The following is a 12,278-nucleotide window of genomic DNA, read 5'->3' as shown; positions in this document are numbered from 1 at the left end:
GCAAGCTCGCCCGTGCCGGGCACGAAGCGGATCTGGAGATAGTTGGCGAAGATGGCGTTGCCGGCGAGATAGGCCACGAAGCCGAAGGTGCCGGCGGCGATCATGACCGGCACGATGGCGAGCCCGTCGAGCCCGTCGGTGAAGTTCACCGCGTTCCCCGCGCCGATGATCACGATGGCGCCGAAGATCAGGTAGAACCAGCCGAAATCGATCATCAGCTCCTTGGCGAAGGGAAGCGACAGCTTGTTGGAGAGGCCGGGCGGCGCGATCAGCGCGATCGCCGCGCAGGCGAGGAGCGCGACCGCAAGCTCGAGCAGGAGGCGGCCCCGGCTGGAGAAGCCCGCATGGGTCTGCTTGCTGACCTTCAGATAGTCGTCATAGAAGCCGATCCCGCCGAAGCTCAGCGTCACGAAGAGCACGACCCAGACATAGAGGTTGCGCGGATCGGCCCAGAGCAGCGTCGAGGCGAGGAAGCCGGCGAGGATCATCAGCCCGCCCATGGTGGGCGTGCCGCGCTTGGTCAGGATATGCGATTGCGGCCCGTCGGTGCGGATCGGCTGGCCCTTGCCCTGGCGGATGCGCAGCGAGGAAATCGCCGCCGGCCCGAGCCAGAAGACGAAGAACAGCGAGGTCGCGACCGCTCCCGCCGTCCGGTACGTGATGTAGCGGAAGACGTTGAGCGGGCTGAAATATTCGGCGAATTCCGCCAGGAAGGCCAGCATGTCAGCTCCGGGCGCCTGCGGCCTGCGGGGCCGCGCCCTCGCCGGCGCCGAAGCGCGATTTGAGATGGGCGGCGACCTTCGAGACGAGGGTCGCTTTCGAGCCCTTGACCATGACGACGTCGCCGGGGCCGACCGCCTCGGCCACGACGTCGTGAAGCTCGGAGGCATGGGCGGCGTGCCGCCCGCGCAGGCGCTCGGGCAATTCGTCCCAGAGCCCCTGCATGAGCGGGCCGGCCGCGAAGACGAGGTCGGCGCCCGAGGTCGCGACCGCATGGGCGAGCCCGCGATGGGCGGCGGGGCCCGTCTCGCCGAGTTCCCCCATGTCGGCGAGGACGGCGATGCGCCGCCCGCCCGCCGGAACCTCGATCAGGGCGAGCGTCGCCAAGGCCGCGCGCATCGAGGCGGGATTGGCGTTGAAGCTCTCGTCGACGAGGAGGAAGGGCGCGCCGTCCTTGGCGAGAGCGATGCGCTCGCCCCGGCCCTCGGGTGGGGCGAGGGTGGCATAGGCCGAGGCCGCCTCCTCGACGTCGAGGCCGAAGGCGGCGGCGCAGGCGAGGACGGCCAGCGAGTTGAGCGCGACGTGCCGGCCGGCCGTGCCGATCCGGTAGGAGAGGGGGCGGCCGAGCACGCTCGCCTCGACCTCGGAGGCGTCGGGGCCGGCGGCGATGCGCAAGGCCCGCACATCCGCCCCCTCGCTCTCGCCGAAGGAGAGGATGCGGCCGGCCCGCGAAGCCATGGCATGGGCTGCGAGGCGCTCGAAATGCGGATTGTCGCGCGGCAGGATCGCGACGCCGCCGGCCTCGAGGCCGGAGAAGATCTCGCCCTTGGCGTCGGCGATGCCCTGGATCGCCTTGAAATGGGCGATATGGACCGGCTCGACCGTCGTCACGATGGCGGCGTGCGGGCGCACCATGGCGGTGAGCGGCACGATCTCGTCCGGATGGTTCATGCCGATCTCGAAGACGCCGAAGGCGGTCGAGCGCGGCATGCGGGCGAGGGTCAGCGGCACGCCCCAATGGTTGTTGAAGGAGGCGGCGGCGGCATGCGTCTCGCCGAAGCGCGACAGGACCAGGCGAAGTGCCTCCTTGGTGCCCGTCTTGCCGACCGAGCCGGTGACGGCGACGATCCGGCCCGTGCTGCGGGCCCGGGCCGCGCGGCCCAGATCCTCCATCGCGCGGAGCACGTCCGGCACCGCGACGAGCGGCCCGGCCTCGGCGAATTCCCCCTCGCGCCCCGACTGGACCACGGCCGCCGCGGCGCCCTTGGCGAGGGCGGCCGGGACATGCCGGTGGCCGTCATGGGAGACGCCCTGGAGGGCGAAGAAGAGATCGCCCGGAAGAAGTGAGCGCGTGTCGATCGAGGCGCCGGTCACGGGGCGCGGCTCGCCGAGGAGCCGGACATCCGGCAGCTTCGCGAGTTCCTCGCGGGTCCAGAGCGGGGTCGTCATGCGCGGGCCTCCATCGCGGCGCGCAATTCGTCGTGGTCGCTGAAGGGCAGCGTCGTGCCGCCGACGATCTGGCCGGTCTCGTGCCCCTTGCCGGCGACGACGAGCACGTCGCCCGGCCCGAGTTCGGCGACCGCCCTGCGGATCGCCTCGCGCCGGTCGCCGATCTCGCGCGCGCCGGGCGCGGCGGCGAGGATCGCGGCCCGGATCGCGGCCGGGTCCTCGGAGCGAGGGTTGTCGTCGGTGACGATGATCTCGTCCGCTTTTTCGGCGGCGATGGCGCCCATGATCGGGCGCTTGCCGCGGTCGCGGTCGCCGCCGCAGCCGAAGACGCAGACGAGCCGGCCGGTCGCGAAAGGCCGCAAGGTATCGAGCACGGCGGCCAAAGCCTCCGGCTTGTGGGCATAATCGACGACGCAGAGCGCGCCGTTCGCCTCGCCCACACGGTCGAGGCGGCCGGGAACCCCTTCGAGCGCGCCGAGCGCCCCAACCAGCGCCGCCGGGTCGGTGGCAGGCTCCGCGGCGAGGACAAGCCCGGCCGCGACGAGCGCGTTCTCGACCTGGAAGCCTCCCACCAGCGGAAGATCGACGCTTCGGTCCTGCGAGCCGATCCGGAGGGTCAGGCGCTGGGCGAAGCCGCGCCGCTCGACGGCGAGGAGGCGGATGAACTCGCCCCCGCGGCCGACCGTCAGCACCTTGTGCCCCCTCTCGGCCGCGGCAGCGGCGACGCGCCCGCCCTCCGTCCCGTCCAGGTTGACGACGGCCGGGCGCCCCGCCGGCAGCAGCTCGCGGAAGAGGCGCAGCTTCGCCTGGAGGTAATCCTCGACGGTCGGATGATAGTCGAGATGGTCGCGGCCGAGATTGGTGAAGGCGGCCGCGGCCAGCCTCACCCCGTCGAGGCGGCGCTGGTCGATCCCGTGCGAGGAGGCTTCCATCGCCAGATGCGTGATTCCGTCCTGCGCCAGATGCCCGAGCGTCTCGTGCAGGGCGATGGGGCCGGGCGTCGTCAGCGAGCCGTAATCGGCGCCCTTTGCCGTCACGACGCCGATCGTGCCGAGGCTCGCGCTCGCATGGCCGGTGGCCTGGAAGAGCTGGCGTGTGAACTCGGCGACCGAGCTTTTCCCGCTGGTTCCGGTCACAGCGACGACGGTGCCGGGCTGGCCCGGATGGAGGCGCGCGGCGGCGAGGGCGAGGGACCGCCGGGCATCGCGCACCCTCAGATAGGGGATTTCCGGGAACAGGGTTGGCGGGCGCTCGACCTCGCCGATGACGGCGCCCGCGCCGCGCGCGAGGGCGTCGGCGATGAAGGCGGCGCCGTTGGCCTTGACGCCGGGAACGGCCACGAAGGCGAAGCCCTCCTCGACCTTGCGGCTGTCATCGGCGAGGCCGGCGACGGGACGCTGCCCGTCGGCCCCCGCCTCGGGGAACAGCGCCCCGAGCGTCGTCACGAAATGGGTCATGTCGGGCGCCCCGGTAACGGCTTCGGCCGGCAATGCCAAATCGGCACCCGTGCCCTCCCCCCGCGAAGCGGCGGGGAGGCCTGAGTCGTTCCGAAGGCGCGAGCCGGGGTGGGGGGTAGCTTCGCCTGGCTCCCGGCCGGGTGCTCGCGTCGAGCCCCCCCATCCCGGACCTCCCCACCGCAAGCGGGGGGAGGGCGGGTGCGGCGTTGCGTCCATCAGCGGATCCCCCAGGCGCCGAGCTTGGCCATCAGCGGGAAGGGGTTCTGCGGCGGCTCGAAGCGCGGAGGAACCGAGAGCATCGGCGCGATGCGCTCGAGGATGCGGCCCGTCGTCTCGCCGGCATTGTAGGCCGAAGTCGCGTAGCCGCCCGTCTCCGGGGCCGGCTGCGGCTCGTCATAGACGGTGACGAAGAGATAGCGCGGCTTGTCGGAAGGCGTGATGGCCATGAAGGTCGTGAAGAGGCGGTTCTTCGAGTAGCGCCCGTGGATCACCTTCTCGGCCGTTCCGGTCTTGCCGCCGACGAAATAGCCCGGCAGCGCCGCCTTCGAGGCGGAGCCCTTCACCGCGTTGAGGCGCATGACGTAGCGCAGGGCCTCGGAGGTCGAGGGCTTGATGACCTGGGGCGCATCCCTGAGCGCCTCCTCCTGCGTGCGCTTCAGGAAGGTCGGCCGGATGAGGTGGCCGCCATTGACGAGCGCGCCCACCGCCGCCGCCGCCTGCATCGGCGCGACCGCGACGCCGTGCCCGAAGGCGATGGTGATCGTGTTCAGCTCGCCCCATTTGGAGGGCACGATCGGCATCGCGCTCTCGGGCATCTCGGTGCGCATGCGGTCGAGCTGGCCCATCTTGCGCAGGAACGCCTTGTGGCCCTCGACGCCGACCGCCAGCGCCATCTTGGCGGTGCCGATATTGGAGGAGTGGATGAAGATCTCCGGCACCGTCAGGATGCGATGCGTGGCGTGGTAGTCGCCGATCGAGAAGCGGCCGTAATGGAGCTTCGAGCGGGCGTCGAAGCTCGAATTGATCGTCGCCTTGCCCGAGTCGATGGCCATGGCGACCGTCAGCGCCTTGAAGGTCGAGCCCATCTCGTAGACGCCGACGATCATGCGGTTGATGCGGTCCTTGTCGAGCGCGTCGACCGGGTTGTTGGGGTCGAAATCCGGCAGGGAGACGAGCGAGACGATCTCGCCCGTCGTCACGTCCAGCAGCATGGAGGCGGCGGCCTTGGCCCGGAAATGGGCCATGCCCTTCACCAGCTCGTCGCGCATCGCGTGCTGGATGCGCAGGTCGATCGAGAGCTGGACGGGTTTCAGGTCGTTGGCCTGCCGCGCGAAGCCGAGGCCGTTCAGCTCCTGGAGGCCGCTGGAATCGATGTATTTCTCGATCCCCGCGATGCCGACATTGTCGATATTGGCGAAGCCGAGCACATGCGCGGCCGCGACGCCGTTCGGATAGACGCGCTTCGATTCGGGCACGAAACCGACGCCAGGAATGCCCAGGCGGTGCACCTCCGCCTGCTCCTTGGGGGTCGCCTCGCGCTTCACCCAGACGAAGCCGCGCTTCTTGTTGAGCTTCGCGCGCAACTCGTTCGCGTTCACGTCGGGCAGGACCGCGGTGATCAGCTCGACCGCCTCGTCCTTGTCGATGATGTTGCGCGGCTCGGCGAAGATCGAGACCATGCGCACGTCGGTCGCCAGCACCTCGCCGTTGCGGTCGATGATGTCGGGGCGCGAGGCGACCGAGGCGGCAGAGGCGAAGCGGCGGATGCTCTCCGGCTCGCCCGGCGCCACCGCGAGATAAGCGAGGCGCCCGCCGATCGTGCCGAAGAGGCCCAGGAACGCCAGCCCGACGATCCCGACCCGCGCGCTGCTCTGGTCGTAGCGCAGGCGGAAGAGCGCCCGGCCCGTCGCCAGGGCACGCTCGCCCAGCGACAGGCGGGGCGCGGGCTGGTCCCATTCCTCTTCCTGCCCGGCCGTGTCCGCGGGCGCTTCGCCGGCGGCCTCGAAGGAGGCGTCATGCTCCCCCATGGCGTGCGGCTCGCCCCCGGCCTGCATCCCGGCGCGGGGATCGTAAAGGTCCTGGATTTCGGCTTCCGCCTCTTGGCGGCGCCCGTCGCGATCGAACTGCGCGGTCATGGTCTATCTCGCGGCAGGCTTGGGCTGGGAAGCGGCGGGTGCGGGCTTCGGCGCGGGCTTGGAGGTGGCCTTCGGCGCGGGCTTCGCCGTCGGCGGGGCGACCTGCACAGTGCGCTTCGGCGGCGCGGGCTTTGCCGCGGGCTTCGCGCCGAGGCCGAGGCTGTCGAGCTTGGCCGAGAGTCCGTCCCGCTTCGCCGCGGGCTTCGGATGGCCCTGGACGGGAGAGGTGCTGCTGGTCGCCTCCGGCTCGAGCCCCAGGGATTCGAGCTTCTGGCCGATGCCGTCCTTGTTGGGACGGTTCGGGATGTCCGAGAGCCTGGCGAGCTGGGAAATCGCCATCGGCTGAAGGTCGAGATGCTGGTCGGCGATCTTCTGCAGCCGGTCGGGGCGCGTCAGCATCGCCCATTCGGCCTTCGCGATGGCGATGCTCTCGCGCTCCTTCTGAAGCTTGGTCTTCAGCTTCGCGAGCGTCTCCGAATAATAGAGCGTCTCGTATTTCGTCGAATAGGCGAAGGCCGCCGATCCGATCAGCACCGTGATCGCGAGGAGATGGAGGAGGCGGATCATCGGGGCGATCCCTTGCGGGACGAGGCCGGGGCGCCCGGGCCGGCCGCCGCATCGGTCCGCTCGGCGGCGCGCAGCTTGGCCGAGCGCGCTCGCGGATTGCGGGCGGTCTCCTCTTCGCCCGCCGCGACCGGGCCGCGCGTGAGCGGCGTGAAGGTCGGCGCGACAGGCTCGGGGGAGGGCAGGTGGCGCGAGGCGCGGGGCGTGCGGCTCGCGCGCTCCTGCATGAACTGTTTCACGATCCGGTCTTCCAGCGAATGGAAGGTGACGACGGCGAGCCGCCCGCCGGGCTTCAGGGCGCGCTCGGCCGCCTCCAGCGCACGGGAGAGCTGGCCCAGCTCGTCGTTCACGGCGATGCGGAGCGCCTGGAAGCTGCGGGTGGCCGGGTGCAGGCCCGGCTCCGCCCGCACGTAGCGGGCGACGAGATCGGCGAGGTCCGCCGTTCCGGCGAAAGGCTGCCGCCGCCGCCGCTCGACAATGGCGCGGGCGATGGCGCGCGAGCGCCGCTCCTCGCCGTAGCGGAAGAGGATGTCCGCGATCTCGGCCTCGCCCGCCTCGTTGAGGAGATCGGCCGCGCTGCGCCCCTCCCGCTCCATGCGCATGTCGAGCGGCGCGTCGTGCCGGAAGGAGAAGCCGCGCTCGGCCTGGTCGAGTTGCATCGAGGAGACGCCGATATCGAGGACGACGCCGTCCAGCGCCGCGGCTCCCGCCTGCGCCGCGATGCGGTCGAGATCCTCGAAGCGGCCGTGAACGAGGGTCAGGCGTCCGGCGAAGGCGCGCGCGAGCGCCTCGCCGCCCGCGATCGCATCCGGGTCGCGGTCGATGGCGACGACGCGGTTGGCGGGATGCGCCTCGAGGATCGCGCGCGTATAGCCGCCCGCCCCGAAGGTCCCGTCCAGGAACACCCCGCCGCGCGCGGGCCCCAGGGCCTCGACGACCTCCGCCAGGAGCACGGGAATGTGAAGGGCCGGTCCGCCAGCGGCGTCCGCCTCACGGTGTCCGCCGCGACCCGTCATCGCTCCCGTGCTCCCGGCGGCGGAAGATCTGCCGCTCCGGCGCCTCCGAGACTCCGCTTCAGGTCCCGCAGGCGCCCCCGGGCCTCCTCGAGATGCGCGCGGAAGCGTTCGGGTTCCCACATCTGGAACTTGTGGCCGAGGCCCACGAACGTCACCGCGTCTCCGATCCCCGCATGGGCCTTCGCCGATTCGGTCAGCCCGACGCGTCCCTCGCCGTCGAGCTTCAGAATCTCGCTCGTTCCGAGGAGCGCGATCGCGAAGCTCTCCCGCTCCTCCGAATAGGCCGGCCTCGTCGCGAGGAACGCCTCGATCTCGCCGAGCAGCGCGTGGCCCCCCGCATCCAGCGCCGGCGAATCCAGCGCCGGATGGACATAGAGGCCCTCGTGCCCGTCCCGGGCCAGCACCGCGCGGAACGTTGCCGGGACCGATACGCGCCCCTTCGCGTCCACGCGATTGGTGAAATTCGACACGAAGCGGTCCATGCGACGCCGGCCCGCCCCATGACATCGGCCGCGCGGCGAAGGCGCCGGACGGAGGCTCGCCGCGTCCCGGCCGGTCGGGGTGCGCCGCAAGGCATGCGGGCACGCCGGCTGCGACACGGCGTCCCGCAAGGTCTCGGCAATCGCTCCGGGCTGGGATGGTGTGGGATAACATGGGCCTATATGGGCGTCAACGACCGGGCCTCGCGGGACGCGGGGCTGGAATCCGCTTCGTATTGAGGCCCGATCAACGTTAACGAAGCCTTTCGGAGGTGGCTTTCGGGCGAATCGGCCGCAGGCTGGAACGTCGCCCGGCTTTGGGGATTGAGACCCCACCTTCGAGTGAAGCGGAGCAGGAGATGCAGATTCGAACCCTGGCCCTCGCGGCCATGATGGCGATCGCGATTCCTCTCGCCGCCCAGGCGCAGGGTATCCCGCGCGGCGCTCAGTCCGGCGCCGCAGTCGGCTCGCGCGCGGCGGGGCCGGTGGGCGGCGTGGTCGGCGGCGTCGTGGGCGGCGCGGTGGGCGGCGTGGCCGGCGGCGTGAAGGGTGTACTCGGCGTCCCCCAGAAGACCGCCGTGCGCCGCTACCCCAGGCACAGCCATCATCATAAGAAGCATAAGCGCCACTACCGGCACTGAGGACGCGCGGATCGAGGCGGTGCCTGGGATGCCGCCTCGCATGGAAAAGAGGGTGTCAGCCGGCCTGTAAGCCGGGTTCTGTAGGGCCTGGGCGGATGCCCGGACGTGGCGGCCATTCCTCTGGGACGGCCGTTGCCGGCCGCCTCGAGCAATCAACCCGGGCGGCGGGCCTGGAGACGTGGCCTGGCACCTTCCGGCGCCGTGCCGCCCCTATTCGATCTTGCTCCCGGTGGGGTTTGCCTAGCCGTCCGCGTCGCCGCGTCCGCGGTGCGCTCTTACCGCACCTTTTCACCCTGACCCGCCGGCAAGGGAGGCCCCTTCGCCTGCGGGCGGTATGTCTCTGTGGCACTGTCCCTGGGGTCGCCCCCGCCGGACGTTATCCGGCACCGTGTCTCCATGGAGCCCGGACTTTCCTCCCCCGCCGTGAGGCGGGAGCGGCCGCCCGGCCGGCTGACCTTGCCGATCTGGGACGGGCGGCGGCGCAGGTCAAGATCCCGCCCGCGCGGCGAGGGATACGGGCAACAGGGTCCCCAAATCGACCCGGCCGGGCGCCCTGCGGGGTTCACAGGCCCGGATGGGCATGTACCTGTGGGGCGTTGTTCAACGATAAAGAGGCGACGACGATGAAGAAGATCATGGCTGCGAGCCTCGCGGGGGCGATCGCTCTTTCCCTGGGCGGATGCTATTCTCCCGGTGATCGCGCGGCGGGTGGCGCGTTGCTGGGCGGCGCGACCGGCGCGGCGATCGGGGCGGCGGCGTCCGGCGGCCGCGCGGGCGGCACGCTCGCGGGCGCTGCGATCGGCGCGGCCGGCGGCGCGATCCTCGGGGCGGCCACGGCTCCCTGCCCGAACGGCACCTATCGCGATTATTACGGCAACGTGTATTGCCGCTGATCTCATGATCCTGCGTTCCGGCCGCCGCGGCCGGAACGCCCTTGCGGAGCTTGCTCGGAAGCATGTCGGTCTGGGGCAAGCTCGGCGGAGGCGGCATCGGCCTCACCATCGGCGGCCCGATCGGGGCGCTCGCGGGGGCCTTCGCCGGCCATTACCTCGTCGACCGGCCGGGGGCGCCCTTCGGCCCTCAGCCGCGCGACCTGATCCTCACCACGGGCCTCATCGCGCTGCTCGCCAAGATGGCGCGGGCGGACGGCGTCGTCCTGCGCTCGGAGGTCGACGCCTTCGAGGCGGTGGTCGTCGTCCCGCCGGAGGAGGATGAGAACGTTCGGCGCCTGTTCCGGCTCGCGCAGGAGACGACGGCCGGGTTCGAAGCCTATGCCCGCCAGCTTGCCGCCGCTTTCGCCGACGAGCCGGCGCTGCTCGACGACATCGTCGAGGGCCTGTTCCTGGTCGCGCGGGCGGATGGGGCGATCCACGAGGCCGAGCTGGATTTCATCGGCGCGGTGGCCGCCATCTTCGGCCGCGACGAGGCCTGGTTCGACGCCGTGGTCGAGCGCCATGTCCACCGCCGGGACGATCCCTATCTGGAACTCGGCGCGCGGCGTTGCTGGAGCGACGCGGAACTCAAGGCCCATCATCGCCGTCTCGTCGCGAGGCATCATCCCGATCGCGAGATCGCGCGGGGCCTGCCGCCCGAGGCGATCAGGATCGCCACGAGCCGCCTCGCCACGATCAACGTCGCCTGGGAGCGGATCGCGCGGGAGCGGGGGATGCGGCCATGAGCACCCGCCATGCCCTCGCGCCCGACAGCGTCCTCGCGGCCGAAGTGCGCCCCTCTCCGAACCACGGCGAGCGCCGCGAGGGGCGCCGGCCGGACATGCTGGTCCTCCATTACACGGGCATGAAGAGCAGCGCCGATGCGCTGGCCCGGCTGTGCGATCCGACCTCCGAGGTCTCGGCCCATTACCTCGTGCGGGAGGACGGCCATATCCTCCAGCTCGTGCCCGAGGCGCGGCGCGCCTGGCATGCCGGGGCGGGCGCCTGGGCGGGGGATAGGGACATCAATTCCTGCTCCATCGGCATCGAGATCGTCCACCCTGGCCACGAGGGCGGCCTGCCGCCCTATCCGCCGCGCCAGATCGAGGCGGTCGCGGCCTTGTCCGGAGACATCGTCGGCCGCTGGAAGATCCGGCCCGAGCGCGTGCTCGGCCATTCTGACATCGCGCCCGACCGCAAGGAGGATCCGGGCGAGATCTTCCCCTGGTCGGTCCTGCATGAGGCGGGAATCGGCCATTGGGTGGCGCCGGTTCCGGTCTCGGCGGGGCGCGTCTTCAGGGAAGGGGACCAGGGTCCCTCGGTCGAGGCGCTCCAGGCGATGCTCGCGTTCTACGGCTATCCGATCCGGCTCGGCGGCGTGTTCGATGCGGCGACGGCCGCGGTCGTGACCGCCTTCCAGCGCCATTTCCGCCAGGAGCGGGTGGACGGCTGCGCCGACCTCTCCACCATCGCGACCCTCAAGGCGCTGATCGATTCGCTGCCCAGCCGCTCGTGACCGGCGGACCCGTGCGCCCCACCTCTCCCCGCGAGCGGAGAGAAGCGGGAGTGTTTGCGCGCCGTCAGTTCGCCTGCGGCCGCGCGAGATCGGGCAGGACGCGGGCGAGGCGGGCGACCGCTTCCTCGAGCTGTCCCGGATCGCGCAGGAAACACAGGCGCAGATGGGCCGTCCCCCCCTCGCCGAAGGCCGAGCCGGGCGCGAGGCCCACGCCCGCCCGGTCGACCAGCTCCAGCGCCAGCCGCCGCGAATCGGGGCGGCCGAGGACGCGGAAGAAGGCGTAGAAGGCGGCCGGCGGCGGCGGCAGGTCGACGACGTTCGTCGCCGCGAGGCCCTCGCAGACGATGGCGCGTCCGCGACGGGCCCGCGCGATCTGGTCGGCGACGAGCTCCTCGCCCTCGTCGAGGGCGCAGATGGCCGCGCGTTGCAGGAAGGCCGGCACCCCCGAGGTCGAATATTGCACGAGGTTCTCGATGATCGGCCCGAGATCCGGCGGCGTCTCGAGCCAGCCGAGGCGCCAGCCGGTCATGGCCCAGTTCTTCGAGAAGGTCTGCACGAACATGACGCGGTCGCCCTCCTCCATCACGTCCCGGAAGGAGGGGCTGCGCCCGGCCGCGACGAGAACGGGATCGTGCACGAAGCGCGCATAGATCTCGTCGGCGACGATCCAGAGCCCGTGCCGCCGCGCGAGGGCGAGGATGCCGGCGAGATCCTCGCGGGTGGCGGTCCATCCGGTCGGATTGGCGGGGCTGTTGATCAGCATCGCGCGGGTGCGGGGCGTCACGGCGGCGGCGAGCCGGCCGAGATCGAGCCGCCAGCCGGCCGGCCCGGCCGAGAGCGGCACGGCGACGGGCGCCGCCCCGGCGACGCGGACGGCGCCGTCGAAATTGGGCCAGGCGGGGGAGGGAATCAGGACCTCGTCGCCCGGCCCGGCCACGATGCGCATCGCCATCTGGGTCGCATGCATGCCGCCGATGGTGACGGTGAAGCGGTCGGGAGAGACCTGCGCCCCCCAGACGCGCGCATGGTAGCGGGCGATGGCCTCGCGCAGCTCGGGCAGGCCACGCTGCCAGGTGTAGAAGGTCTCCCCCGCGGCGAGGGCGCTTTGCGCCGCCTCGACGAGGAAGCCGGGCGTCGGCAGGTCGCCTTCGCCCACATAGAGCGGGATGAGGTCCTCGCGGCCCCGCGCATAGCTGAAGACCTCGACGATTCCGCTCGGGGGCGCCTCGGCGGCCTCGGGACGGATGGAAAAAGCCGGCGCGGCGGGCCCGGTCATGACATGCTCCTGAAAAGGGGATGGCCGCTCATAGCACGCCCTTCCGGTCCCGTCCGGCTTGTCCGGCGGGGGGTGTTCCGCTCGTTCCCCATG

General features: G+C 71.5%; 12 protein-coding genes and 1 other RNA gene. 4 read left to right on the top strand and 9 right to left on the bottom strand.

The window, feature by feature from the left end; translation table 11 throughout:
* The 7 genes from mraY to PKD06_RS00435 form a co-directional block, all read right to left on the bottom strand.
* The coding region (gene mraY, locus PKD06_RS00465) for a phospho-N-acetylmuramoyl-pentapeptide-transferase (protein ID WP_324376630.1) at positions 1 to 722 on the bottom strand (722 nt) is incomplete at its 3' end.
* A gap of 1 nt (position 723) precedes the next feature.
* On the bottom strand, positions 724 to 2,169 hold the full coding sequence (locus PKD06_RS00460) for a UDP-N-acetylmuramoylalanyl-D-glutamyl-2,6-diaminopimelate--D-alanyl-D-alanine ligase (protein WP_324376628.1): 1,446 nt from the start codon (positions 2,167 to 2,169) through the stop codon (positions 724 to 726).
* Positions 2,166 to 3,626, bottom strand: coding sequence for a UDP-N-acetylmuramoyl-L-alanyl-D-glutamate--2,6-diaminopimelate ligase (locus tag PKD06_RS00455; RefSeq protein WP_324376626.1), 1,461 nt, complete (start codon positions 3,624 to 3,626; stop codon positions 2,166 to 2,168). The genes PKD06_RS00460 and PKD06_RS00455 overlap by 4 nt, the downstream gene beginning before the upstream one ends.
* Before the next feature lie 215 nt (positions 3,627 to 3,841).
* A complete protein-coding gene (locus PKD06_RS00450; protein ID WP_324376644.1) occupies positions 3,842 to 5,653 on the bottom strand; it encodes a penicillin-binding protein 2 in 1,812 nt (603 codons plus the stop codon).
* A 111-nt stretch (positions 5,654 to 5,764) separates the two neighbouring features.
* Positions 5,765 to 6,328 carry a hypothetical protein gene (locus tag PKD06_RS00445; RefSeq protein ID WP_324376624.1) on the bottom strand — a complete coding sequence of 188 codons (564 nt, stop codon included), beginning with the start codon at positions 6,326 to 6,328 and terminating at the stop codon, positions 5,765 to 5,767.
* Positions 6,325 to 7,341 (bottom strand): 16S rRNA (cytosine(1402)-N(4))-methyltransferase RsmH, encoded by a 1,017-nt coding sequence (gene rsmH, locus PKD06_RS00440; RefSeq protein WP_324376622.1) that lies wholly within the window; start codon positions 7,339 to 7,341, stop codon positions 6,325 to 6,327. Before rsmH ends, PKD06_RS00445 begins: the two co-directional genes overlap by 4 nt.
* The gene (locus PKD06_RS00435; protein WP_324376620.1) at positions 7,338 to 7,823 is read right to left on the bottom strand and encodes a division/cell wall cluster transcriptional repressor MraZ; all 486 of its coding nucleotides are present in this window, start codon (positions 7,821 to 7,823) and stop codon (positions 7,338 to 7,340) included. The genes rsmH and PKD06_RS00435 overlap by 4 nt, the downstream gene beginning before the upstream one ends.
* Positions 7,824 to 8,179: 356 nt before the next feature.
* Between PKD06_RS00435 and PKD06_RS00430 the strand changes: the two genes are divergently transcribed.
* The gene (locus PKD06_RS00430) at positions 8,180 to 8,461 is read left to right on the top strand and encodes a hypothetical protein (RefSeq protein ID WP_324376618.1); all 282 of its coding nucleotides are present in this window, start codon (positions 8,180 to 8,182) and stop codon (positions 8,459 to 8,461) included.
* 51 nt (positions 8,462 to 8,512) lie between these two features.
* On the opposite strand, the gene rnpB is transcribed toward PKD06_RS00430, so the two are convergent.
* Positions 8,513 to 8,915: RNase P RNA component class A (gene rnpB / locus PKD06_RS00425), an RNA gene on the bottom strand.
* 169 nt (positions 8,916 to 9,084) lie between these two features.
* Between rnpB and PKD06_RS00420 the strand changes: the two genes are divergently transcribed.
* From PKD06_RS00420 to PKD06_RS00410, 3 genes are all read left to right on the top strand, one after another.
* Entirely contained in the window at positions 9,085 to 9,354 is a 270-nt protein-coding gene (locus PKD06_RS00420) for a hypothetical protein (protein ID WP_324376616.1), read from the top strand.
* A 62-nt stretch (positions 9,355 to 9,416) separates the two neighbouring features.
* Positions 9,417 to 10,139, top strand: coding sequence for a TerB family tellurite resistance protein (locus tag PKD06_RS00415; RefSeq protein ID WP_324376614.1), 723 nt, complete (start codon positions 9,417 to 9,419; stop codon positions 10,137 to 10,139).
* Positions 10,136 to 10,909, top strand: a complete 774-nt coding sequence (locus tag PKD06_RS00410; RefSeq protein ID WP_324376612.1) for an N-acetylmuramoyl-L-alanine amidase — start codon at positions 10,136 to 10,138, stop codon at positions 10,907 to 10,909. Before PKD06_RS00415 ends, PKD06_RS00410 begins: the two co-directional genes overlap by 4 nt.
* A 64-nt stretch (positions 10,910 to 10,973) precedes the next feature.
* Here the strand turns inward: PKD06_RS00410 and PKD06_RS00405 are convergent, their stop codons facing one another.
* Positions 10,974 to 12,185 (bottom strand): pyridoxal phosphate-dependent aminotransferase, encoded by a 1,212-nt coding sequence (locus PKD06_RS00405; RefSeq protein WP_324376610.1) that lies wholly within the window; start codon positions 12,183 to 12,185, stop codon positions 10,974 to 10,976.
* Positions 12,186 to 12,278: the final 93 nt, after the last annotated feature.

The organism is Enterovirga sp. (assembly GCF_035325185.1).
Classification (GTDB): domain Bacteria; phylum Pseudomonadota; class Alphaproteobacteria; order Rhizobiales; family Beijerinckiaceae; genus Enterovirga.
This window is presented reverse-complemented; position numbering and strand designations above follow the sequence as displayed.

Excerpts from the sequence above, each read along its gene's own strand:
- PKD06_RS00460 (WP_324376628.1), bottom strand. The coding sequence starts at position 2,169 with ATGACGACCCCGCTCTGGACCCGCGAGGAACTCGCGAAGCTGCCGGAT.
- PKD06_RS00455 (WP_324376626.1), bottom strand. The coding sequence starts at position 3,626 with ATGACCCATTTCGTGACGACGCTCGGGGCGCTGTTCCCCGAGGCGGGG.
- PKD06_RS00450 (WP_324376644.1), bottom strand. The coding sequence starts at position 5,653 with ATGGGGGAGCATGACGCCTCCTTCGAGGCCGCCGGCGAAGCGCCCGCG.
- PKD06_RS00445 (WP_324376624.1), bottom strand. The coding sequence starts at position 6,328 with ATGATCCGCCTCCTCCATCTCCTCGCGATCACGGTGCTGATCGGATCG.
- rsmH (WP_324376622.1), bottom strand. The coding sequence starts at position 7,341 with ATGACGGGTCGCGGCGGACACCGTGAGGCGGACGCCGCTGGCGGACCG.
- PKD06_RS00435 (WP_324376620.1), bottom strand. The coding sequence starts at position 7,823 with ATGGACCGCTTCGTGTCGAATTTCACCAATCGCGTGGACGCGAAGGGG.
- PKD06_RS00430 (WP_324376618.1), top strand. The coding sequence starts at position 8,180 with ATGCAGATTCGAACCCTGGCCCTCGCGGCCATGATGGCGATCGCGATT.
- PKD06_RS00420 (WP_324376616.1), top strand. The coding sequence starts at position 9,085 with ATGAAGAAGATCATGGCTGCGAGCCTCGCGGGGGCGATCGCTCTTTCC.
- PKD06_RS00415 (WP_324376614.1), top strand. The coding sequence starts at position 9,417 with ATGTCGGTCTGGGGCAAGCTCGGCGGAGGCGGCATCGGCCTCACCATC.
- PKD06_RS00410 (WP_324376612.1), top strand. The coding sequence starts at position 10,136 with ATGAGCACCCGCCATGCCCTCGCGCCCGACAGCGTCCTCGCGGCCGAA.
- PKD06_RS00405 (WP_324376610.1), bottom strand. The coding sequence starts at position 12,185 with ATGACCGGGCCCGCCGCGCCGGCTTTTTCCATCCGTCCCGAGGCCGCC.